Origin of the sequence: Streptomyces pratensis (assembly GCF_037137275.1) — a bacterium.
GTDB lineage: Bacteria > Actinomycetota > Actinomycetes > Streptomycetales > Streptomycetaceae > Streptomyces > Streptomyces pratensis_B.
In genome coordinates this window covers 65,492-88,725 of sequence record NZ_JBBBEN010000101.1, presented here as the reverse complement: position 1 = coordinate 88,725, position 23,234 = coordinate 65,492, and the positions used below count along the sequence as shown (strand labels likewise).

The 23,234-nt window shown below is 72.5% G+C and carries 18 protein-coding genes and 1 pseudogene; 16 read left to right on the top strand and 3 right to left on the bottom strand.

Going from position 1 to position 23,234, the window contains the following annotated elements:
• Positions 1 to 415 precede the first annotated feature (415 nt).
• Complete coding sequence (locus V9U70_RS26790; RefSeq protein WP_336679355.1) at positions 416 to 943, bottom strand: GNAT family N-acetyltransferase; 528 nt, start codon at positions 941 to 943, stop codon at positions 416 to 418.
• A gap of 610 nt (positions 944 to 1,553) precedes the next feature.
• Here V9U70_RS26790 and V9U70_RS26785 point away from each other — a divergent pair.
• Together V9U70_RS26785 and V9U70_RS26780 are read left to right on the top strand one after the other, a co-directional pair.
• Complete coding sequence (locus V9U70_RS26785) at positions 1,554 to 1,907, top strand: ATP-binding protein (RefSeq protein ID WP_336679353.1); 354 nt, start codon at positions 1,554 to 1,556, stop codon at positions 1,905 to 1,907.
• A 367-nt stretch (positions 1,908 to 2,274) separates the two neighbouring features.
• Entirely contained in the window at positions 2,275 to 2,595 is a 321-nt protein-coding gene (locus tag V9U70_RS26780) for a DUF7677 family protein (protein WP_336679350.1), read from the top strand.
• Positions 2,596 to 2,620: 25 nt separating this feature from the next.
• Here V9U70_RS26780 and V9U70_RS26775 read toward each other — a convergent pair.
• Positions 2,621 to 2,860 (bottom strand): annotated as a pseudogene (locus V9U70_RS26775) (transposase); the annotation flags it as partial.
• 91 nt (positions 2,861 to 2,951) lie between these two features.
• Between V9U70_RS26775 and V9U70_RS26770 the strand changes: the two are divergent.
• The 7 genes from V9U70_RS26770 to V9U70_RS26740 all read left to right on the top strand — a co-directional run bounded on the left by V9U70_RS26770 (position 2,952) and on the right by V9U70_RS26740 (position 10,657).
• A complete protein-coding gene (locus V9U70_RS26770) occupies positions 2,952 to 3,230 on the top strand; it encodes a CopG family transcriptional regulator (protein ID WP_336679349.1) in 279 nt (92 codons plus the stop codon).
• Positions 3,227 to 3,652: a PIN domain-containing protein gene (locus tag V9U70_RS26765; protein WP_336679347.1), complete on the top strand. Its 426-nt coding sequence runs from the start codon at positions 3,227 to 3,229 to the stop codon at positions 3,650 to 3,652. Before V9U70_RS26770 ends, V9U70_RS26765 begins: the two co-directional genes overlap by 4 nt.
• Positions 3,653 to 3,986: 334 nt before the next feature.
• Positions 3,987 to 4,892: a phosphorothioated DNA-binding restriction endonuclease gene (locus tag V9U70_RS26760; protein WP_336679345.1), complete on the top strand. Its 906-nt coding sequence runs from the start codon at positions 3,987 to 3,989 to the stop codon at positions 4,890 to 4,892.
• A 377-nt stretch (positions 4,893 to 5,269) separates the two neighbouring features.
• On the top strand, positions 5,270 to 6,379 hold the full coding sequence (locus tag V9U70_RS26755) for a hypothetical protein (RefSeq protein ID WP_336679343.1): 1,110 nt from the start codon (positions 5,270 to 5,272) through the stop codon (positions 6,377 to 6,379).
• A gap of 832 nt (positions 6,380 to 7,211) precedes the next feature.
• Positions 7,212 to 8,381, top strand: a complete 1,170-nt coding sequence (locus V9U70_RS26750) for an aromatic ring-hydroxylating oxygenase subunit alpha (RefSeq protein WP_336679341.1) — start codon at positions 7,212 to 7,214, stop codon at positions 8,379 to 8,381.
• A gap of 3 nt (positions 8,382 to 8,384) precedes the next feature.
• A complete protein-coding gene (locus V9U70_RS26745) occupies positions 8,385 to 9,419 on the top strand; it encodes a DMT family transporter (protein WP_336679338.1) in 1,035 nt (344 codons plus the stop codon).
• A complete protein-coding gene (locus V9U70_RS26740) occupies positions 9,416 to 10,657 on the top strand; it encodes an MFS transporter (RefSeq protein ID WP_336679336.1) in 1,242 nt (413 codons plus the stop codon). Before V9U70_RS26745 ends, V9U70_RS26740 begins: the two co-directional genes overlap by 4 nt.
• A gap of 70 nt (positions 10,658 to 10,727) precedes the next feature.
• Here the strand turns inward: V9U70_RS26740 and V9U70_RS26735 are convergent, their stop codons facing one another.
• A complete protein-coding gene (locus tag V9U70_RS26735; RefSeq protein WP_336679334.1) occupies positions 10,728 to 11,273 on the bottom strand; it encodes a toll/interleukin-1 receptor domain-containing protein in 546 nt (181 codons plus the stop codon).
• Between the two features lie 648 nt (positions 11,274 to 11,921).
• On the opposite strand from V9U70_RS26735, the gene V9U70_RS26730 reads away from it, so the two are divergent.
• From V9U70_RS26730 to V9U70_RS26700, 7 genes are all read left to right on the top strand, one after another.
• Entirely contained in the window at positions 11,922 to 13,718 is a 1,797-nt protein-coding gene (locus V9U70_RS26730; RefSeq protein WP_336679332.1) for a lysyl oxidase family protein, read from the top strand.
• Positions 13,719 to 14,293: 575 nt separating this feature from the next.
• Positions 14,294 to 15,022 carry a Crp/Fnr family transcriptional regulator gene (locus V9U70_RS26725; protein WP_336679330.1) on the top strand — a complete coding sequence of 243 codons (729 nt, stop codon included), beginning with the start codon at positions 14,294 to 14,296 and terminating at the stop codon, positions 15,020 to 15,022.
• A 94-nt stretch (positions 15,023 to 15,116) separates the two neighbouring features.
• Entirely contained in the window at positions 15,117 to 16,091 is a 975-nt protein-coding gene (locus tag V9U70_RS26720; protein WP_336679328.1) for a hypothetical protein, read from the top strand.
• A gap of 2 nt (positions 16,092 to 16,093) precedes the next feature.
• Positions 16,094 to 18,586, top strand: coding sequence for a hypothetical protein (locus V9U70_RS26715; protein WP_336679326.1), 2,493 nt, complete (start codon positions 16,094 to 16,096; stop codon positions 18,584 to 18,586).
• Complete coding sequence (locus V9U70_RS26710; RefSeq protein ID WP_336679324.1) at positions 18,579 to 20,063, top strand: hypothetical protein; 1,485 nt, start codon at positions 18,579 to 18,581, stop codon at positions 20,061 to 20,063. The genes V9U70_RS26715 and V9U70_RS26710 overlap by 8 nt, the downstream gene beginning before the upstream one ends.
• Positions 20,060 to 20,611, top strand: coding sequence for a Pycsar system effector family protein (locus V9U70_RS26705; RefSeq protein WP_336679322.1), 552 nt, complete (start codon positions 20,060 to 20,062; stop codon positions 20,609 to 20,611). Before V9U70_RS26710 ends, V9U70_RS26705 begins: the two co-directional genes overlap by 4 nt.
• A gap of 278 nt (positions 20,612 to 20,889) precedes the next feature.
• Positions 20,890 to 23,163, top strand: a complete 2,274-nt coding sequence (locus V9U70_RS26700; protein ID WP_336679320.1) for a VWA domain-containing protein — start codon at positions 20,890 to 20,892, stop codon at positions 23,161 to 23,163.
• Positions 23,164 to 23,234 lie beyond the last annotated feature (71 nt).

The window sequence follows — 23,234 nt, the reverse complement described above, 5'->3', positions numbered from 1 at the left end:
GGCCCCCGCAGCTCGCTGCGGGGGCCTTCGACGTTGAGGGTTGCAGCTGCCTCCATCAGACGGCGACCGCTCCCTGCGCGCAGGAAGAAGCTGACCTGTTTCTCCTGCGTAGCTCTGGAGGCACTCGCAAGGTGCCACACATGGAGGCCTCCCCTCCGAGCCGCCCAACAGCAGACCGCCCGGCCGGCCCTTGTCCAGCTCGCTGCAAGCGGCCCGAGCCCTCCAGCACGGGGCCGGTTCGCCGCACCCGTCCGAACCACGGTCCCCGAGCACGCGCACCGCATCCTCGCCGGCCCGGCTCGGCCCACGCCGACCACCGCCCTCATCCAGGCCTAGTCCACCGGCCACACCCTCACGACCGACGGTGATCACGAGCCGAGCCGGTGCACAACGCCGCACGTAGGGGAGAGACTGCTCAGGGATGCAGCCTCTTCACCATGACCGCGTACACCGGGGAGTCAGCGAAGGGCTGCTGCTCACCCGCCTTCTCGTAGCCCCACGTCTCGTACAGGTCCTGAACCTTCGGGTGCGTCACGTCGACCAAGAGCACCGCAAGGTCTTCGCCGCGTTCCTTCAGCAGGGCTTCGTGGAGCCGCTCCGAGATCCCCTGCCTCCGCCACTGCGGGCGCACCATGACCTCGGAGACGGCGTAGGTCGCGGTGTAGCCGTTGTTCGGCGCGAACGCCGTGGAACGCCACCACTCACGGCCCGGCTGGAGCGGGGCGCCGTACGCGAAGCCGGTCGGCTCGTCGCCGTCGAAGGCGACGACGCAGGTGAAGCCGTCCATCCCTGACCAGTGATCGACGAACCACGGGAACCGCTGGTTGAACTCGTTGTCCATCGCGTCGGCGTAGGCGTCGGCGTGCACGTCGATCAGCATCTGATTGAAGCCCTCGGGGAGGCTTCCCTGTCCGTAGTGCCGCAGGCCGATCACCCTGGTCACGTTCGGCTCCATTCATCTCGCTTGCGGTCTGCCCAGTCGCGGCGTACGTCGTGGACGGCGCCAGCCGGAACAGGTCTCGGTGGAAGTCTCCGATCAGAGTGCGCATGCGCCCCGGCAGTGGAGCGCCCTCCATGATCGTGAAGACGGTGCCCGCGGTCGCCGTAGCCTGCTCGGGCTCGCCCTGGCGGAGTTGCGCCAGGGCGAGCTGGCAGGTGGCCAGCGCGCGGTTGCGCTGGAACTCCGCCGGGATCTTGGCCAGGGACCGGTGAGCCATCGCCTCGGCTTCGGCGGGCTCCCCGTTGTGGTTGAGGATGATCGCCGCGAGGTGGTTGAGTTCCGCCGGCCCGTAGAACGCGGTCCACCGAGGACGCTCGTCCTCGGCCGCCTTCCGGTAGTTCTCCTGCGCTGCGCGCACCGAACGTAGTACCACCGTCACGCTGGCACCTAGAGCTCGGGTAATGGAAACGTAAAGCCTTCCGGTTGGTGGACGTGCACGAATCCGGGACTCTTCCTGTTGCGCTGCGCTCGTCGCTCGTTGACTGCCGTCGCTCAACCGAATGCGATCGGCTCCCCGGGCTACGCCGCAGAGGTGCCTTGCGTACGTGAGTCCGTGAGCCTCGCCCGCGCTTTCATCTCCCAGGTGCTGGCGGTCTGGGGCATGGACGACGACGTGACGGGCTGGGGAAAGATCATCGTCATTGAACTGCTGGCCAACGCCGTCGAGCACACCGAGACCCCGGTGTCGAGAATCCACATCGAGCGTCCGAGCAACGGTGCCGTCCGCATCGGAGTCTCCGACCGCTCGCACGACGCTCCCCATCTGAAAACGGCCGACCTGAACGCTGAGAGCGGCCGGGGTCTGAGTCTGGTCGCTGTGATGAGTTCGCAGTGGGGCTACGACACGCACCCGTGGGGCAAGGTCACCTGGGCTGTGGTCGAGACTCCGGTGGGGAGAGAGCGGTGAGCACCGCAGTGGCTCCGAAACCTCCAGCCCAGGAGTGGACGCCACCGCTCGACGCGGACGGTTTACCGCTCGTGCTGGGGCGGTTCCGGGCGTGGGAGCCCCTCGACATCGAGGAGGTCCTCGACGACCTCGACGCGGCGATCGGCAGTCAGCCGCCACCTGTTGCAACGGCTGTCGCCCTTGATATTTCGGGATGGCCTCGTCGCACTCCGGTCCGCTGGTTGCGGCCTCCCCGGCCCCAGGCCAGCGGCAACAGTCCTTGCCGACAGCGAGTTGGGGGACAACCGGCCTGGGCAGGCTGACCGCCAGGCTGCGGCCGCCCCTAGGCAGCGTCTTCAGAGGATCTTGCCAAGGTGGCGCGGTAGCTGTGCATGATGCCTTGGTGGGACATCTTTCTGTCGACGTGCGCGCTTCGCTCCGGCTCTTCGCTTTCTACTTGGCGAACGGCACCCTCGACCTGGACCTGCTCGATGGGTTCGACTATCGCTCGGCTGTTTTTCACTCCGGCTCGTCGTTGGAACAGGTCTTCGCGATCTATAGCAATGTGCTGCGAATCGACGCCGACGGCATGGTGCTGAACGACGGAGAGGCGCAGTACCGGGTCGCGCAGTGGGTTCGGGTGTGCTGTGACCCGAGCTATCAGGTCGAGCCGCCCTTCGAAGACTGGGAGTTGGAGCTCCATCTCTGATGACCCGCCGCTTACCGCCGGAACATCACGCCCGCATCAGGAGCGACGCGAGAGTGACGGCTGCTTGGAAGGACTCCGCGGTCTTGTCATAGCGAGTAGCGATGCCGCGCCACTGCTTCAGCCGATTGAAGCAGCGTTCCACCACGTCGCGCTGCCTGTAGCGCTGCTTGTCGAAGGCCGGTGGGCGCCCGCCGCGGCTGCCGCGCCGGAGCCGGTTTTGGACCTGGTCGGCCCGCTCGGGGATGGTGTGACCGATGCTGCGTCGCACCACGTCCCGCCACGGCCGCCCGACCGCCCACAGGCGGTCGCGGGACTGGGCTGGTAAGGAGCGTAATACCAAGAGTATGGTCTTTTGTATGGCGACGAAGAAGGTGACGGTGACGATCCCCGAGGATCTCCTGGACGAGATCCGTGCGGAGGCGGCAGAACGAGGCATGTCGGCGTACGTAGCCGAGGCGCTGCGCTTCAAGCGCGACCGGGACCGACTGCGGGAATTGTCGGACTGGCTGCAGGAGGAACACGGTCCTCTCACCGAAGAAGAGCGCAGCGCTGCGTTCGAGGAGTTGGAGGACCTCGATGCCGACCACGAGCGCCGGCGCGCCACCGGAGCGAACGGCGCCGGAGAAGCCGCGTGAGAAAGCGGTCCGGTGAGCCCGGGCAGCGACCGCTGCGCGTCTTCGTCCTCGACTGCGAAGCCCTGTCCCTCGCCGTGCGCGGCGACCGGAAGATGATCGCGTGGCTCGACCTCGCAGCCCGGGGTGAAGCCGAGGTGGTCACGTCTCCGATGACGTTGGTCGAGGCGTACGACGGCAGAACTACCGAGCAGCGCTGGGACTGGGTGCTTTCCCGGCTCGAAGTCGCCGACATCGGGAAGGACGAGGCCCGGCAGGCCCGCCGCCTGCTGGCAGACGCCGAACTGCACGGGCACAAGTACGCGATCGACGCGATACTCGCCGTCGTCGCGCGCCGACAGAAGGGTCAGGTCACCGTCTTCACCTCGGACGTGGACGACCTGACGAGGCTGGTCCCGGGGTCGATCGTCGTCAAGAAGGTGTGACCCGGCGCTTCGGTCTCCGTTCTGGTCTCCTTCACGCCCGTCCAGTGCCGCTCACCATCCGCCCGACGTCCGGCTCCGTCCCAGGCCAGAACAGCCCCACCTCACTCCGAACCGTCGGATAAACATGTGGAATGCGTGTTGGGGGCAACCGCTCACGAGTTCGCATCTTGTATCCTCCGCCATTGCTCTCGCCTGGCGATACGTCGAAGTCCCCGAGAGCCGAGGGCCCGGGCAGCGGCCCGGTGCGCGGCCGGGCGCTGCGGCCGTGCTTCGTCGCCCCGGGCTCTGACGCATCGCCCCGGGCTCCGACGGGCCGCCAGTACGATCGCCGACCATGGACTGGGTCGAGCGCACCTCGCAGTTGAGGCAGTGGACGAGAAGGGGGGCGCGGGCTCCGCACAAGCCGTTGCTCTTCCTGTACGCGCTCAGCCGGTTCCAGCAGGACGCCGAGGGCGAGCTGCGGTACAGCGCCGTGGAGGAGGACCTTCGGGGGCTGCTCGCCGAGTACGGCCCCGGTAACCGGACCACGCCCGCCTACCCCTTCCACCACCTGGTCAGCGACGGCGTGTGGGAGGTGCGCACCGAGCGCGGGCCGGGCAGCCCGGGGACGGGGGTCAGGGAGCTGCGCTCGACCGGCGCCACCGGGCGGCTGACGCCGGAGCTGCGGGCGGCGCTGCGGCGGGAGCCGTCCCTGCTCGGGCGGCTGGCCCGGGTGCTGCTCGACCTGAACTTCCCGCCCTCCCTCCACAGCGAGCTCTGCGAGGCCGTCGGCCTCGGGCTGGAGGAGGCCGAGACCGGGCCGCTCCCCGCCGCGACGAGGCAGCGGGACCGGCGGATGCGGGAGGCGGTCCTGACGGCGTACGAGTACCAGTGCGCCTTCTGCGGATATGACGGCAGGATCGGCGCGGTGCCGGTCGGGCTCGAGGCCGCCCATGTGCGCTGGTGGGCGTTCGACGGTCCGGACGACGTCGAGAACGGGCTGTGCCTGTGCTCGCTGCACCACAAGCTGTTCGACAAGGGTGTGCTGGGGCTCGGCGAGGGCCGTGGCGGGGGCCACCGCATCCTGGTCTCGCAAGGGTTCGTCGGCCGCAGCGCCGCCGCCCGCGCGCACGTCGTCACGCTCGCGGGCCGTCCGGTCATCGGCCCCCAGCCGGGCGCCCGGCCCGTCGCCGCCGCCCACCGCTCCTGGCACACCAGCCAGGTCTTCCACGGCAGCCCACGCCCGGCCACGACCGCCTGACGGCCACCCTGGCGGACGCGGAAGGCGGTCGCCCTGGTGTTCGACCTCGCGCCCCGGGCCGCGGCCGGGGCGGCCACCGTCGACATCACCGATGGCGCCGGTAGAGGAGCACGCCGACAGGGCCGCCGAGCAGCGCGGGGGCTGGCGCCTGTCCCGCTCCGCGCCGCCGGCGGGGGCCGTGGAGGCCGCCTCCGGCGAGTCGGCCCCGCCCGATTCCGTGCCCCCTCATCCGCCGTGAGCGGGATCACAGGTGCGGCGCCCGTGGATCGCGCAACCTTCCGACGCTCCCGCCGATCCCCTGAACGTACAGGCGTACGGCCGTGGAGCGCCCTTTGGCGCCAGGCGGCCGTACAGCTGCGCTTTCACGGAAGGACTCCATGAGGCTCCACCGCATTCTGACCGCCGCAGCCCTCACCGCTGCTGTCGCTCCCATGGCGCTGTTCGCCGCTCCGGCCGCGTACGCGACGGGGGAGCCCCCGGCCGACAGCGCCCCCTCGGCGTCGGCCTCCCCGACGGCGGCGCCCGAGCCGTCCGCCGCCTCTGACGCCGCCGCCTCTGATGCCGCCGCCACCTCTGACGCGTCCGATGACGCCTCCGACGCCGCCGGCGCCGGGGACGAGGCCCAGCACCTGCCGGAGAAGGCGGAGGCCACCTCCTCCGCGGTGGGCGGATCGCCCGCCGCGCAGCCCGCGAAGCCGAGCGCCGAGCCGTCCCCGACGTACACGCGCCCGGCGTTCTGTTCCGGCATTCCGGACGAGGAGCGCGGCAAGACGTCGCTGCACGGCCTCCCGAGCAAGATCGTCGCCGGCTCGGGCTGGCACGACTTCACTTACCGCGTGACCAACGTCTCCGAGGTCAAGGTGATGGAGACCGACATCTCCCTCTACCTCGGCACGGCTGACCCGAAGCTCGACGACATCGCCCAACTCGCCGTGACCGTCGAGTGGTTCAACTCGACCACCGACGCGTGGAAGCCGATCGAGGGCGAAGGGGCCGACGCCTTCGGCAACAACGAGTTCGCCACCGTGAAGTCCTTGAAGCCCGGCGAGTACGCGGACGCCGCGATGCGCATCAAGGTGGGCGACCAGGCCCAGCCGGGGGCCGGCTACTTCTTCACCATCGGCCACTCGTACGGCGAGGACGGCCAGTGCGGGTTCGACGAGATCAGCCAGTTCGACTTCACCGTCCTCGCCCCCGAGAGCGACCCGGGCAAGGTGGAGGACTCAGAAGGCACGCCCGGCAAGGTGGACGAGAAGGAAGACGCCGAGAACGAGGGCGCGGCCGGCAGGGGCGGCGACGCCGGCACCGGGAACACGCCCGCGCCGCAGGGCGAGCTCGACGTGATCCCCGTCAGCGGCCGCCTCGCCGCGACCGGCTCCTCCAGCGCGCTGCCGACCGCCGCCGCCCTCAGCGGGGCCGCGGTCGTCCTGGGCGCAGGGGCCGTTTTCGTCGTGCGCCGCCGCCAGGGCGGGTCCCTCTCGTCGTAGGTCGTTCCCACGTCCTGCCGCGGCTCCGCTCCGGCCGCCGGCCCCCGGGACGGGTGCGGGCCGATGCCCGTATCCGCGTCCGGGCACTCTCCGCGCGTGCCGGAGCGGGCCGCGGCAGCCTCCCGGCCGCCCGCTCCCGCGTCCGCGCCGGCCACGGGCACGGGCGTAGCCACGGGCACGGGCGAAAGCGTGGCCACGGGCCCGGGCACGGCCGAGAGCGCGTTCGCGCTCCGCGCGGCACGCTCGTGCCTCCCCGCGGCCCCGTGCTGCCGTCGGCCGCCGCACTCCCCCGCGGCGGCCCCATGCCCCTGCTCACGCCCAAGGCCCTCCTCATGCCGCCGAGTCGATGGCGCCGGCCGGTCCCGGGACACCGAAGGGGCCCGCCCGGCCGTCAGAGCGGTCGGGGCTACGCCGGACGGCTCCCTGCTCGACGGCCCGACCCGACACACATGAGGGCCCGGCGGGCTAACCGCGGGCGTCAGGCGTGCGCACCCGCCGCAGCGTCACCGAATGGCTTGATCTCCCGCCTCCCCCCTCAGCCGACTCCTGGGGATTTCAGACATTCCCCGATAACCCATACCGGTCAAACCCCTCACCTCTGGCTGTCACCTGCCGACAATGCGCCAATAATTCACGCTTGCTTGCGGGCTCTGTTCCCACGCCCTAGCTTCACTTGAGGCCACCGAGAGCAATAGCTAATTCAGGTGATAAGCCGCCGGAACGGCACTCGGTCATGCGTGACCCCACCCGGTCGCGGGCCACGGAGATGCGGCGTTACGCCCGCCCTGCTCGCCTTCGTGACGGGGCGACCGGGCCGAGACCGAGGAGAAGCATGATCCAGCGCCCGGAGACGCCACCGGACCTGTTCCATCCGGACCACTACGCATCGGTTCGCAAGGACCGCAAGGACGCCAGCACGCTTCCACCGTGGTGTTACACCGATCAACGCTGGTTCGACCGCGAAGTCGAGACGATATTCCGCCCCGCCTGGCATTTCGTGGATCTCGCCACGTCCCTCCCCAAGCGGGGCGATTACCTCACGACCACGATTCTCGGCGAATCCCTCATCATCGCGAGGGGGGACGACGACCGGATCAGGGGGTTCCGCAACACCTGCCGGCACCGCGGCTCGCTCCTGCTGGAGGAGGAGAAAGGGAATTGCCGGGCCATTCGCTGCCCGTACCACAGCTGGACGTACGCCCTCGACGGCGAGTTGGTCATGGCCCCGGGCACGGAACCGGAGCACAAGCGGTCGGAGCTGGGACAGCTGGGCTGGAACCTGCTGCCGGTGGCCTGCGAGACCCGGGAGGGCATGATCTTCGTCAACGTGTCGCCCGGGGAGCACGTGTCCCTGGACGACTACCTCGTCGACTACGTGGACAAGGTCGCCGCCCCGTACCAGACCTCCCGCATGGTCTGCGTCCGGCGGTTGAGCTACGACCTCAAGTCCAACTGGAAGCTGTACTCCGAAGTCGAGATGGAGACCCTGCACACCAAGCACATCCACCGCAGCTCCATCGGGGAGCAGCCGGTGGAGGAGGTCGACTCCCGGGGGCAGTGGATCTCCGTCGTCAACACCGATCAGCCGACTCCCGCCCTGTATCCGGACGCCCGCACGACGGGTTTTCCGCGTACCGTCGGCAGTTATGGCCCCGCCACCGAGGGAACCCATTTCTCCACCGTCCTTCCGGGTTCCTTCATCGTGACCGCGCCGGACTGCATGTGGTGGATACGCAAGATCCCGACCGGGCCCGACCACACGCACACCGAGGTCGGGTACTGCTTCTCCGAGGAAACCGTGGCCCGCCCCGATTTCGAGGAGAGGATGAAGGATTACAACGCCCGCTGGGACCAGGTCATGGACGAGGACAACTGGATCGTCGAAGTGCAGCACCGGGGGCTGAACGGAAGCGTCGTCGGCACATACACCCCGGAGGAGCCCGTCGTGCACCGTTTCGACAACTGGGTCCTCGACCGCGTTCTCGGCGTGGAACCGACCTAGGCAATGCCGAACACGACATCCGCACGGGCAGCGGCCGGCGGCATCTCCCTGGGCATCTTCGCCAACCTGACCTGGGGGCTGGCGGTCCTCGCGCCCGTCGTTCTCAGCGCGTTCGATCCGGCCGCCATCACGCTGGGCCGCTACCTCTTCTACGGCGTCCTGTCCCTGGTCCTCGCCCTGGTCCTCCGGGTGCGACTGCTCGGGCACAGTGCGGCGACCTGGCGCTCGGCGGTGCTCTTCGCCGTAGCGGGGAACGTCGGCTACTACTTCTTCATGGTCCAGGGGATCGCCCTGGCCGGCGCCCCCGCGCCCGTCGTCGTGATCGGCACGCTGCCGATCACGGTCGCGCTGTACGGCAACTACCGGCGGCGCGAGTACCCGTTCCGGCGTCTCGCCGTGCCCATCGGGTTGATCGGCTGCGGCCTGGTCGTGGTGAACGTGGTGGAGGCCGGCTGGTCGGTCGTCTCCGACCACTCCCTGATGGAGCAGGCCCTCGGCACCGGGTGCGCGCTCGTCGCACTGACCCTGTGGACCTGGTACAGCGTCGCCAACGCCGAGTTCATGAAGACCCACCCCCGGATCTCCTCGTCGGAGTGGTCGACGCTCGTCGGGGTGGCGACGCTGGTCCTGTCCGTCCTCTGCTCCCCGCTGCTGTTGCTCCACAGCGACGGGGTGACGCTGTCGGCGGACGCCGTGTGGTGGCACCTGGCGTTGGGAAGCCTGGTCCTCGGAGTGCTGGTCACCTGGTTCGGAACGGTGTTGTGGAACCGCTCCTCGACCCTGCTGCCGGTGACCGTCGCCGGTCAGCTCATCGTCTTCCAGACCGTCTCCGGACTCGGGTACGTCTTCCTCGCGACCTGGACCGTACCGCCCGCCGCGGAGATCGCGGGGATCGCGCTGGTGATCGTCGGCGTGCTGGCCGGACTGCGGCTGGCCGACCCGCCGGTAAGCGGAGGGCCGGGGGCCGGGGCCGGCCCGGGGCTCGGGGCCGAGCGGATTCCGTCCGGACGACTGGACCCGGAACCGGACCCTCGGTGACACGGCGCCCGCGCCGGATCGCGGGGTGGTCGGTACTCACGGGCTGCTTCCTGCTCGGGTTCTTCCACCGCTTCGCCCCGGCCACCTTCGCCGACGCCCTCTCCGTCGAGTTCGCGGCCGGCGAAGCCGAACTCGGCGCCCTGGCCGCGTGGCACTTCTGGGTGTACACCGCGGCGCAGGTCCCGGCCGGGCTGCTGGTGGACCGCTACGGGGCCCGGGTGTGCGTCGCCACCGGGTCCCTCGTCACGGCGGCCGGTTCCCTGGCGCTGTCCAGCGCCGGGGGCCTGGCCGTGGCCTCGGCCGGTCCGGTGCTCACAGGGGCCGGGCTGTCCGTCGTGTTCGTCGGGATCATGAAGTACAACGCCGCCTGGTTCCGCCCCGAGAGCTACGGCCTGGTCACCGGCGTCACGCTGCTCCTCGGCTCCTGTGGGGCCGTCATCGCGGGGTCTCCCACCGCGTGGCTGCTCGAACGCTACGACTGGCGGCTGCTCTTCGCCGCCGCGGCGCTCACCGGGCTCGCCCTCTCCCTGGCGGTGGCCCTGGTGGTGCGCGACCGGCCGGCCCTGGGCTCCGCTCCCCGTACGCGCCCGCGTCACACCGCCCGCAGCGGCCTCGTCGTGGCGTTGCGCTCCCGGGCGATGTGGCCGCTCCTCGTGGCCACCGTCGGCACCAACGGCACCTTCTACGCCTTCGCCGGTCTGTGGGGGGTGCCGCTGCTCACCGAGACGCGCGGCCTGTCCAACACGGTGGCCGCCTGGTACACGACGACGGCCCTGGCGGTGTACGGCGTGGGCTGCCTGGTGATCGGCCTCTGGTCGGACCGGGCGGGCCGCCGCCGCCCGTACCTCCTGGCCACCAGCGGCATGGCCGTGGCCGGATGGTCCGGCCTGGCCCTCCTGCCGTGGGAGGCCGGCTGGCAGGCGATGGGCCTCTACGTCCTGGTGGGCGCCGCGGCCTCCCAGGTGACCATCTCCTTCGCGGCCCTGAAGGAGTCCGTGCCGGGCCCGGTCGCGGCGACGGCCCTGGCGCTGCTCAACACGGGCGTGTTCGCGGCGTCGGCGGTGCTGCAACCGCTGTTCGGGCTGGTCCTCGACGGGGGTTTCGGGTGGAGGCCGGCGCTGCTGCTCATGGCGGGCGGCTCGGCCGTCGGCCTCCTCGCCGCGCTCGGAGCCCGTGAGACGGGATGCCGGCCCCTGGCGACGAGCGGCGAACCGCTGCTCACTACGAGGCCGGGTTGAGACGATGACGTCCTCACCGGTGCGCGAACAGCACGGGGGCGGACCAGCGTACCGAGGCGAGGCGGTCGCCTCATCCGCCGCGAAGGGCCCTTCCACACGTACTCCACAACGCGTGGAGCCGTCCACAGCGTGGGGAGCGACGGTTCCGCCTCTCCACACGCGGACACACCCGGACCAGCTGTTCTGCCATGTAGGCGGAGTCCTGCCGAACGTTCCGGTAGTCGAATCTGAGATAGTGAAGACCGGCCAGTCTCCTCAACGCGTCCGGCAGAGCCTCCTCCCGCAAACGCTCAGCACCGGACAGCAACACAGGAATGACGATCCGTTCGCACGCGAATGCTTCTTCGATCTCCCTCACGACCCAGTCCAAACCGGAAGAGGGATCGCAGCCGTCGGCGGGGAACTTCTCCAGCCACTCCGCATCGACGACGACCAGCATGACACCGCAGCCGGCTACGGCCCTCAGGATCGACTCCGCGAAATGGCTCCCCACCTCAATGGACCTCGCCGCCCGGAAGACCTGTTTCTCGCCGAAGCGACGGGACAGCAACTCGTCCAGAAGGGCCGCAGCATAAGACCCCCCAGTCTTGCGGTAGTTGATGAATATTTGCGCCATGTGCCCCCGCCCCGTCCGGGATCTCCTCGCACTCACCCGAGAGGACCGCATTTCCCATGAGGCCCCTCAGGCTAATCGGCCGTTGAGAACCAGGGGCGCCGGTGGAGCACGCACGCTCCTTCTCCTGCCCTCATCACGATGAAGGGGAACCACAGTGGATGGGACTTCTCCCGCAGGCCGACCGCAGCAGACGAGCAACGGCTCCGGCAGGACAGTGCTCCTGGGGCCGGATGAACCGCTGCCCGGGGCAGAACTTCTGGAACTCACGAAATGGCATATCGATAGATACGATCGACTTCGTTCGTCGACGTCGGTGCCGAGATGAGTCGGGAGGGCCCCGTGCCCCGCCGGTGACTCCCAAGCACGGGGCCCGCCGTACGAATCGAGCCGCCTCGTCGGCGTCTTCCCCGGCGGGGTGCGGCGGCCGGGAGGCCTTCCGGGCTCTGCGGGAAGCGGCGTCGCCGGCGCTCCGGGGCGGGGGCGAGGGGCGGGTGGCTTTCGGACAACCCCGGGGCATTCGGGGGCGGGCAGACAACCCGGAGAGTTCTGGTGGCCTCTCACCGGGCGGACACAGCGTCGCCGCAGGGGAGTTCGGGCGGGCTGGGCGTCCATGCCCCATCACGCACTCGGAAACCGGAAGTACGAGGAATGATGACCAGACTCCGTCAGAGCCCCACCCACCGCCTGACCCGGCCCTCGATCGCCATCGCCGCCGCCGTCGCCGTGACCGCCGGCGTCGTCGCCGCGGCGCCCGACGCCAAGACCGCGGAGGCGTCGCCGAAGCTCAGCCTGATCGCCGCGTCGAAGACGGTGACGCTCGACTCGTGGAAGGAGGACCCCGGGGTCTATCTGGACCTCGGTACGTATCTCACCTCCGAGAACGGGGCCTTCGAGCTCAAGGTGGTCCGGAAGTCCTACAAGGACCCGGTCGTCGCCGCCCAGATCGTCCGGGACGGGGCCAAGACCGTCACGAAGCCGCTCCCCGCGGGGCTCGTGAAGGACTTCTCCGGGCTTCCGGGCTTCGCGAAGATCGCGGTCAGGAACGCGGCCGGCAAGACGGTGCTGAGCACGACCGAGTCCTTCTGCCCGAACAACGCCTCTGGCCGGGTCCGGCCGGACGCGCCCGCCAACTCGAAGTATCCGCAGAGCTGCCCGGTGAACCCCTTCACCCTCGGCTCCGTGTGGGGCGTCGAGAACGGCTGGGCGTCCAACACCTACGCCGGCTACTACTCCGACCCGGTCCAGCTCGCCCCCGGGAGCTACACCGCCACGATCTCCGTGACGAAGAAGTACCGGGACCTGTTCGGGATCGCCGACCGGCCCCAGAGCGTCAAGCTCACCGTCCGCGAACGCAGCTGGGAGGAGGAGGCCGCCTCGCCGGCCGCCTCCTCCCGCAGCGCCGCCGCCGGGGGCCACGCCGGGCACGGAACAGCCGCCGCCCACGGCCACACCGCGCACGGGGACGCCCCCGCCTCCGGTCACACCGGTCACACCGGGCACGGCGCGGTCGCCCGGACCGAGGCTCCGGCCGCCGTGACGAGCGGGGCCGGGTCCACGTACAACGTCGGCCACGGGCCGTACGCCCCGGCTCCGCCCGCCCTCCCCTGGGCGCTGAAGAGGGAGGCCCTCGGCCGGCAGGCCTTCTCCGCCGCCCGGGTCGGCGACCGGGCCGGGCAGACCGACGGTTCGCGCCGGGCCCCCGCCGTACGGCCCCTGGCGCAGCGGCCCACCGGCCGGGCGAGCGTGCCCGACGTGCCCAAGCCCGACCTGCGCTCGCTGCCCGCCTACGGCATCACGGTCAGCGACGGCTATGAGGACGTGCCGGGCAAGGACTACCTCGCCTTCAGCGCCAACGTGTGGAACGCGGGCCCGGCCAAGCTGGTCGTGGACGGCTTCCGCTCCCCCGGCGCGGAACTGATGGACGCCTACCAGTACTTCTACGACGCCCGCGGCAACCAGGTCGGCTACACCCCGACCGGCACCATGGAATGGGACCCGCGCCCGGGGCACGAGCACTGGCACTTCACGGACTTCGCCAGCTACCGGCTGCTGAAGGCCGACCGGAAGGAGACCGTGCGCAGCGGCAAGGAGGCGTTCTGCCTGGCCAACACCGACGCCGTCGACTACACCGTGAAGAACGCCAACTGGCACCCGGACAACACCGACCTGTCCACCGCGTGCGGCCAGGAGAACTCGATCTCCGTCCGCGAGGTGCTCGACGTCGGCTCCGGTGACACCTACACCCAGGACCTGCCCGGTCAGTCGTTCGACATCACCGACCTGCCGAACGGCACGTACTACATCCAGGTCCTCGCCAACCCGGAGAACCGGCTCAAGGAGACCGACCACAAGAACAACAGCGCACTGCGCAAGGTCGTCCTCGGCGGCACGAAGGGCGCCCGGACCGTGACGGTCCCCGCTCACCACCTCGTGGACGCCAACTAGCGGCTAACGGCGGGGGGTGGCGGCTCCGGGCAGCCCTCCGGGCCGCTTTCCCCGCCACCCCGTCCGACGCCGGCCCCGGACGCCGCTCCGGGGCTGGCGGCGTGTCCCTGGGCCAGTGGCGCATCCCTGGGTCGGTGGCGCGTCCCAGGGGCCGGTGGCGGGCCCGGAGAGACCGGTGGCGTGTCCGGCAGGCCCGCCCGGACACGCCACCGGGCCCGCGGCGGTCGCCCTTTGTCCGCTTCCGGCCGGGCCCCAAACCCGACTTCGCGCCAACTCGCACCTCTCCCCGTGTCTTTTGGCCCCGGCCCCCCTCGCGCCCCCGCGCACCCGCCGTCGCGGCCACGATCGCGCCGGTCAGCGACGCGTACGGGGCCCCGCCCCGCACCCCGGGCACGCCCGCGCGCCCCATGGCCGGTCAGCGGGCTCGGTCGACGCTCAGCGCCGCCCATCAGGCAGTGCATCAGTTACCCATGCGTAGCGCTTATGTGGCGCAATTCACTCCCGCCAGAGGGTGACTCTGGGAACATCTTGGCCAACAGGATCGGGCCATACAGACCGCCGCGGGGGGAGTGGCCATGGGGCTGCTCGGCGATGAGCTGCCGTTCGGCCGCGCTCTGACCGCGCCGGAGTACGAGAGCGTCATGGCCCTGGGCCACCGCAGGGAGTACGCGGCCGACGCACCGATCCTGACCGAGGGGGACCGGTCCGGCCATGTGGTGATCGTGCTCCGGGGCTGGGCGACCGTCTCCTGCGCCACCGACCGGGGCGCCACCCGGCTGATACTCGGGCTGCGCGGGCCCGGCGAACTCCTCGGAGAGATGGCCGCGTTGGACAACCACCCGCGCAGCGCCACCGTACGGGCCCTCGGGCCGATGGAGGCGACGGTCATCGGCGGTGACGCGTTCCGCCGTTTCCTCGCCACGCACCCCCGGGTCAGCGGGCTGGTGATCCGCCAGCTGACCTTCCGGCTCCGCAGCGCCGACCAGGAGCGCTCCGCCCTCGCCTCGCTGACCGTCCTGCAACGCCTGGCGAGCCGCCTCACCGAGCTGTCCCACGTCGAGCCCACCGGGCCCTACACCCCCGCCGGGCCGCACAGGCCGTCCGCGCCCGGCCCCCCGCGCACCGGCGCGGTCGTGCATCTCGCCCAGGACGAACTCGCCGCCACCGTCGGGGCGACCCGGGAGGCCGTCGCCAAGGCCCTGCGGCTGCTGCGCACCCAGAAGGTCGTGCGCACCGGTACGCGGAGAGTGGAGATCCTCGACCCCGCCCTGCTCGCCCTGCTCGCGGAGGGCCATCAGGAGTAGAAGCACCGCCCGCCGTGTGTAAACGGCTACAGACGGCCTGCGTCCCGGGCCGGAGGCTGTACGGGACGGCTAGCGGAGAGAGCGGGGACACGCGGTGGAACACGAGGCGCTGGATGCCGGTGAGGCACGCTACGAGCTGGTGATCAGCGTGGACGCCAGGCGGTCCGGACAGTACGGCGACGCGGAGAAGCCGCTGATGCGGGACCGGATCTACCGGGTCCTGGAGACGGCGTTCAGCCAGGCCAGGGTCGCCCGCGAGGCCGTCCACATGGAGGACCGGGGGGACGGGGTGCTGGTCTCGGTGCCGGGCCGGATCGCGGTCACCCGGCTGCTCGGCCTGTGGATGGTCGAGGTGCACGAGAACCTCCGCCAGGAGAACCGCGACCTGCTGGTGCCGCTCGGGCTGCGGGTGGCCATGCACGTCGGCCCCGTACGCCACGACAGCAGGGGCATCAGCGGACGGGCGGTCGACCTGACCTGCCGGCTCGCCGACTCCTCCGTCGCCCGGCAGCTACTGGACCGCGAACGGGCCGACCTGGTCCTGGCGGTCTCCGACTCCCTCTACCGCGACGTCGTCTCCGCCGGGGGCAAGTTCATCGACCCCGCGCGCTACGCCCCGGCCCGGCTCGACCTCAAGGAGGGCGAGGCCGCCGCCTGGTTCCATCTCCCCGGACGGCCCGCGCCCGCCATCGCGGAGGCCGCACCGGCCGGCGCCGCCCGCCACGCCCCGGGGCAGCACGGCCCGGGCGGCCCGCACGAGGCGGACGGCCGTGCCCGGCGCTCCCCGGCGCCCCACGCCCCGGGGCAGCACGGCCCGGGCGGCCCGCACGAGGCGGACGGCCGTGCCCGGCGCTCCCCGGCGCCCCACGACCCGGACGACGCGGACGACCCGGACGACCCGGACGACGCGAACGGCCCGGGTGACGCGCGCCGTCCGGACGACGGTGACGACGGTGACGGGGGCGCCCGCTACTCGGCGCGGGGCGACCTCTCCGTGCACACGAACAACACCTACGCGCAGCCCGTCCACATCGGGCGCGTCATCGGCGCCGACCCCCGGAAGGACTGACCATGGCCGACGAGGCAGTGGCCGAACGCCCGGCCGGCGCCGACCCGCAGCGGCCGCAGGACGCGCCCTCCCCCGCGGCCCCGCCCCGCCGCGCGCAGCGCGGGGACCAGGACGCCGAAGCAGCCCCCCCGGCCGCCGAAGCGAACGCCCCCGACACCCCGGACTCCGCGGACGAGGCAGCCGAGCGGGAGCGCGAACGCGAGCGCGCCGCGGACCGCTTCAAGGGCCTCACCCGCGACCCGCTCGCGGAGGAACAGGGCGAGGACGGGCCGACCGACCTCGCCGCCGCGACCCGGGCCCGGCGGGCCGGACAGAAGCTCCTCACCAGCGGGCGTGACTTCACCAGCTTCGACCGTTCACGCATCGGCCACGCGCACATCGGCGACATCCACGTCTCGCTGGACGCCCGCCGTTCCGGCGTCGCGATGCGCGGCGGCCCCGTCCCGGAGGAGGAGCTGCGACGGCTGCGCCGGGCCCACCTGGAGCCCGAGGGATACGTACGGCTGCGCCGGGCGCTGGAGTCGCGGCGGCTGGTCGTGCTCGGCGGCGCACCCGGCACCGGCCGCACCAGCACCGCCCTGGCGCTGCTGGAGGAGGTCACCCGTAACGGGGAGGGCGCAGAGGACGGCGAGCGGGTGCGCCGCTTCGACCCGGACGGCGGGGTGCGCGGGCTGGCCGAAGAGGTGGCGGGCGGCAGCGGTGGGCGGCGCGGCACGGGGTACCTGCTGGAACCGGCCCTCGCCCGGCCGGACGCCCGGCCGCCCGACGAGATGGACCTGGACCAGTTGGCCGCCGCGCTGGCGGAGCGGGGCTCGTACGCGGTGCTCGTGGTGACCGTCGGCTCCGCGGCCAACCCGCTGCTGGCCGGACGGTACGGCGTGGTCTGCCCGCCCGCGCCCACCCGCGAGCTGGTCGCCGTCCGGCTGCGGGAGCGGCTGGAGGAGGCGCACGGCGACGACGTGGAGGGCGCCGGGCCGCTCGCCGGGTTGCTGGAGCACGGGGCGGACCTCTCCGTCGACCCCGAGGTCACCGAGGCGGTCGGGCTGAAGGACCTGCGCCCCGCGGAGGCGGAGCTCCTCGCCTCACTGCTCGCCGGACACCTGCTGGGGACCCTCACCCGCGAGGAGCTGCTGTCCGGCTGCCGCAGCATCGCGGCCGTCCAGGCGTACGAGTGGTTCGCCGGGGCTGACCGGACGCCGCCGGCCCCGCCCTCCGGCGACCGCACGCCGGTGCGCTCCGCCACGGCCTCCCTGTTCCACCCGGTGGCGTTCCGGATCGCGCTGGCGGTCCTCGGCGGCGCGTCCCACAGTGCGGTGTCCGCCGCCGCCCACCTGCTGACCTGGGAACTGTCCGTACAGAGCGATCCGGACAGCACCCCCTCGCGCCCGCTGTTCTGCGACGACCCGGAGTCCGACCTGGCGCTCTCACGGGCCTGCTGGGACGAGGGGGCCGTCGATGTGGCCGGCGCGGAGGTGACCGGGCGGCTGATCTTCTACCGGGGTTCCGCGCTGCCCGCCGCCGTGCTGGCCGAGGTCTGGGACCGGCACTTCCCGGTGCGCGCCCCGGTCGTCCGCTGGTTGCGGCTGCTCGCCGACGACCCCCGGCCGCAGGTGTCGATGCGGGCGGCGGTGGCCGCAGGGGAGCTGTCGGTACGGGACTTCGAGCACGGTTTCGCGGAGTTGGTCCGGCCGCTCGCCGAGGCCCCCACCCCCCGCCGCAGGATCTTCGCCGCCACGGCGCTCGACCAGGTCGCCGGGCACGCCTCCCACCGCCGGGCGGTGCGCAAGGTCGTCGACGACTGGTCGCGGTCCGGCACGGCGGCCCTGCGCTGGACGGCGGCGATGGCGCTCGGCTACGGGCGGGCCGCCGGCTCGACGGACGGCGCCCTGGACGCGCTGGCCCGGATCGGGGTCCGCGACGACGGGTCCCAGCTGGCCGTGGCCTCCTGGAACGTGGTCCGGCTGCTGACGCTCCCGGAGGGCGCCGCGACCGTGCTGCGCCGGCTGGCCGAGTGGACCGGGCACCGCGGCGCGGAGTACCAGGACCTCGCCCTGGTGACCATCGTGCGGCTGGCGACGACCGACGTGGACGAGGTCCTGGACGACGAACCCGGCACCCCGCTGGGGGACCGGGGGGACTGGCCCCTGCTGGCGGCGCTCGCCGCGACCAGGCCCGAACTCACCGGCCGGCTCGCCGACCTGTTCTGGACGGCGCTCAACACCGCACGGTCCCAGGAGGTCGCCGTCGACGCCCTGGAGGACCTGCTGCGTTCCGCCTCGCCCGCGGACGGCGGCGAGGGGACACGGCCGGGGCTGGCGGTGCTGCTGCCCGCCCTGATCGCCGAGGAGCACGACCGGCGGCGGCTGGACTGGCTGCTGCGCCGAATGATGAGGGATCAGGAGCATCCGCTCACCCCCGGACAGGCGAGCGCCCTGTGGTGGCTCGCCGTGCCGGCGCGGCAGCAGCGGCCCGAGGAGGAGGAGAGGCATGGCTGAGGAGCTCAGCGCGGCGGAGAACGGTGCGGCGCCCACCCCCGCGGGCCCGTTCCTGCGGGAGTACACGCCGACCGGCGTGTTCCGGCACAGCAGTGCCCGGACCACGTCCGTGCTGTTCTACCGCAACGGCGGCTACAGCGTCGCCGGGGTGTCCGGTGTGCAGCACTACGACAAGCGGGCGCTGGCCCGGCCGCAGACCATTTGCGAGATCGCCACCGGCACGTTCGTCGCCACTCTGCGGATGCAGCTGCCCGCCGCCGGCGGAGCGACGTTCTTCACCTCGGAGGTGGACATCCACTGGACCGTCGAGGACCCGCACCTGGTGGCGGTCCAGGTGGTGTCCGACGTGGCCCAACGGCTCAACGCCCCGGTCCTGGAGCGGCTGCGGGAGATATCCTCCCGCTTCCCGGTGACCCAGGCGGAGCAGGCGAACACCGCCATCACCGACAGTTGCGTCTCCGGCCGGTGGAACGACCTCGGCAGCGACCTCGGACTGCGGGTGCGGCTGTACGTACGGCTGCGCGTGGACGACAAGACGATCGGCCACGTGGACGTCATCCGCGACGAACGGGCCGCGTCCCAGCTGACGTCGGTACGCCAGGAGGGCTTCCGCGCGATGCTGCGGGGCGGCGAACTGGACCAGCTCAGCTACATGCTGGCCGCGGAGCCCGAGGCGGCCAAGGACTTTCTGGAGAAGATCCGGCAGGAGGGCCGGCAGGACGAGAAGGACCGCGTCGACCGGCTCTTCGACATGGTGGCCAGCGGGCAGATCCCCTCCAGCGAGATGGACGCCCAGGCGCTCGCCTACCTCAACCGCGAACGCCTCAGCATCGAAGGCCCCGTCGGCACCCGGCCCGCCCGCCGCGCCCCGCAGGAGCTGGAGCGGGGCCGGGGCGAGCCGTTCACCCCGGAGTGGGTGGCCAACGAGCCTCCATCCCGGCCGCCCCGCCGGACCGCCCGCGACGGGGAGGTCCGTGACGAGGAGGGCCGTGACGAGGAGGGCCGTGACGCGGACGTCCGGCCCCGGCGCGGTCGCGGCAGGGACGGCCGCCGCACGGACGCCTGGGACGTGGACGCCTGGGGCGCGGGGCCCGGGGACACGGAGGCCCGGGAGGCGGAGGCTCGGGGCACGGAGACGGGGGCCACGCGCCGGGAGGCCCGGGGCGGCGGGGGCGGGGGGAGCGACCGGTACAGGGACGACCGCGGCACGGACGACCGGTACGCGGACGACCGGTACGCGGACGACCGGTACGCGGACGACCGGAGCGCAGACGACCGGTACGACGACCGCGCCCCCGACCGCCGGGACAGGGGCCGGCCGGGCCACCGGGACCGGGACCGGCGGGACCGGCGGGGCGGGGACGGCGGGCCCAGGGACGGCCGCGGCACGGACCACCGCGACGCGGAACCTGAGCGGCCCCTCCCGCGCGGCCGGGCCCGCGACGACGGCTGGGGCTGGGCGGAGGGCGACGGATGACCTCCGACGGCGGCCTGCAGACTTCCCCCGCCCCGGACGGCCCCGCGCCGGACGGGGGTCAGCGCGGGCCGGACAGGGCGGGGGAACGCATCGCGGAACGACTCCTGATCACGGTCCGCGAGGACCTCGGGCGGGCCGACTCCAAGGCGGCCGTGCTGCTCTCCGGGGCGCTCGCCCTGCCCGCCTTCCTCATCGGCCGGCACGGCGCCCCCGACTGGCAGGGCCCGGGGGACCTGGCGCTGGTCACGGCGGGCGTCCTGTGGGTGGTCGCGGTGGCCTCCCTGGTCCTCGCGCTCATGCCCCGCACGGACACGGTCCGCGACCGGGAAGGGGTGACCTTCTTCGGCGACCTGCTGGCCCCGTTCGACTACGACCGGCTGGCCCGCCAGATCGACGACGCCGGCCGCGATCCGGTCGGCTGGCTGCTCGTGCAGGCCGTGGACGTCAGCGCCATCCTGTCCGCCAAGTACCGGGCGATCCGCTGGGCGGTCGCCACGCTCGCCCCGTCCGCCACGCTCGCCCTGGCATGGAGCCTGACCGCCCGCTGACCGCCCAACCCGCCGTCCGACCACCGTGCGCCCGCGTACAGGCGGGCGCCACCGGCGCCACCCCGTACCCCCCGCACCCCCGTACGGCCCGCACCGCTCCGTACGGCCCGCACCGCCCTGCACCACGACGCACCACGCACCGCGCACCACCGCCACGCGGCACACCTCGCCACCACGCGCCCGGATCACGCGGGCGCCGGGGGCCGCCCCGAGGCGGCACGCGGGCACCACGCAGACACCACGCTGACAGCCAGCGACGACAGCAAAAGGGGACGGTCGTGCGAACTGACCGAAGAAGAGGCCCGGCCCGCGCCGGCCGGGCCGGGCGGGCGGCGCTGTCCGTCCTGGCCGGTGCGGCCGTGCTCATCCCGCTCACCGCACCGGCCGCCGCCCCCGACCCGCGGCCGGCCGCGGCGGCGGCGCCCGCCTTCGCCTCCGTCAACTACGCGGTCGCCGTGGACCAGTCCGCCAGCCTCGCGCCGGAGGACATCAGGGCGGAGAAGGCCGCGGCCTCCCGCATCGCGCTCGGCGGCGTCTCCGCCTCCTCCCACATCACCGTGTTCGGTTTCGCCGCCGCCGAGTCCGCCGACCAGCGCGCGGTGGACCCGGTCTGCCCCCGGACCAAGCTGGACGCGGCGGGCCGGGAGTCGATCGGGGCCTGCGTGGGCGAACTGCGCGGCCGCAAGAAGAGCGAGGGCACCGGCACGGATTTCCCGAGCGCCATCCGCCAGGGCGTGCACGAGCTGACCTCGGGCACCGACCCGTCCGTCCCCCGCGTGCTGTTCCTCCTCACCGACGGGGAGATGGACGTCACCGACAGCGAGAAGTACGGGGACCCCGCACACCGCGAGGCCGAGGGGGAGCGGCAGTTGGCCCGGGAGCTGAAGAACGCCGCCGCCGCGAACGTGCAGATCTGGCCGCTCGGCTTCGGGCCCGACCCGGACCAGAAGCAGCTCGACCGGATGGCCGCAGGGGGCTACCAGAAGGGCTGCGTCGACCTGCCGTCCGCCCGCCCCACCGCCCGCAAGGTGTCCGGCGCGAAGGACGTCGGCCCGGCGCTGGAGAAGATCTTCGCCGCCGCCCACTGCCTGCGCTACCAGCCGGGCCCGAGCAAGCGGCCGCCCGCCACCCTGCCGATCACCATCTCCCCGCTGGCGACCGTCGGCAGCATCGTCGTCGACAAGGGCTCGCCCGAGGTGACCGTCACCTACACCGACCCCCTCGGCAACAAGGTGCCCACCACGGGCAGGTTCGCCGACTCGACCTTCGAGCTGGCGGGCCGCGGCGACACCGTCGAGGCCCTGAAGATCATCGATCCGCTGCCCGGCGTCTGGAAGATCGACGCGAAGGCCCCCGAGGGTCACCGCTCGCTGCCCGTCGCCGTCAGCGTCCTGTGGCAGGGCGAGTTGCGCGGCTCCATCACGATGGACCCGCCCTCCCCCCAGGCGGGCCAGAAGACGACCGTGACGATGCGGCTCCAGACCCGCGAGGGTTACGAGATCAAGGACCCGGCCGACTACGCCGGGCTGAAGGTCACCGGCCGGCTCACCGGGGACGGCTTCGCGCCGCGGCCCCTGCGGCTGACCGACGACGGGAAGGGCTCCGACCCCACCGGCAGCGACGGCTCCTTCACCGGTTCGGTCACCGTCCCCAAGACCGCGGACGGGGCCCTCCAGGTCAGCGGCACCCTCACCGCGTCCGGGCTCAGCGCGGACACCCGGGGCGAGGGCGGCCGCATCGCGCCCGGCGCCCTGCCCGTCACCACGGCGCTCGGCCCCCTCCGGGGCGACGCGCACCCCGGCGGCGAGGTCACCGCGAACCTCGCGGTGACCAACACGACCGACGCGCCGCACACGCTGCGGCTGTCGCTCGCGGACGTCCGGGCCGGGCTGCTCACCGTGCGCCCCGCCGAGATCGTGGTGAGGCCCGGCGCGTCCGCCACCCACGAGATCACGGTCGGCGTCGGCCCCGAGGAGTCCTTCGGCGGGCGGCTCGACGACGGCCCGCTCGGCATCGGCGGGACCCTCACCGTCCAGGACGCCACGGACGACGACCGCACCCTGGTGCGCTCCCCGGTCTCCGTCCAGGTCACCCCGGAGCCCGGCCTCCTGGACCGCTACTGGTGGGTGCTGGTGGGCGCCGTCGCCCTGATCGTCGCCGGCGTCCTGCTCACCCTGGCCTGGCTCCGGCAGCGGCGGGGCCGCCGCGATCCGTACGGGCTGATGCTCCACCTGATCTCCGAGGACGGTGAGGTGCTCGGCGTCCACAAGGCCGGGCACGGCCAGAAGCAGTGGTACGCGTTCGATGTCGCGGAGGCGCACAGCAACCCGCGCATCGAGCGGCGCACCCACGGCCCGTACGCCGTGCAGCGCAGCCCCGAGGGCGGGGCGGTGCTCCGCAGACGCGGCGGCGCCCGGACCCGGCTCACGGCGTCCGGCCGGGTCCCGCTCACCGACCGGCTGAGCCTCGCCCTGGGCGAGGACTCCGCGCGTCCGGGCGTCTTCGACTCCCCTGACGCGGTGCCCACCGGCGCACCCGACGACTACCTGTGACGCACACCCCCGTGGAGGCGGGGGAGTGCCCGACGCCCATTGACCAACCGGCCCGGTCACGGCCGGAAGCG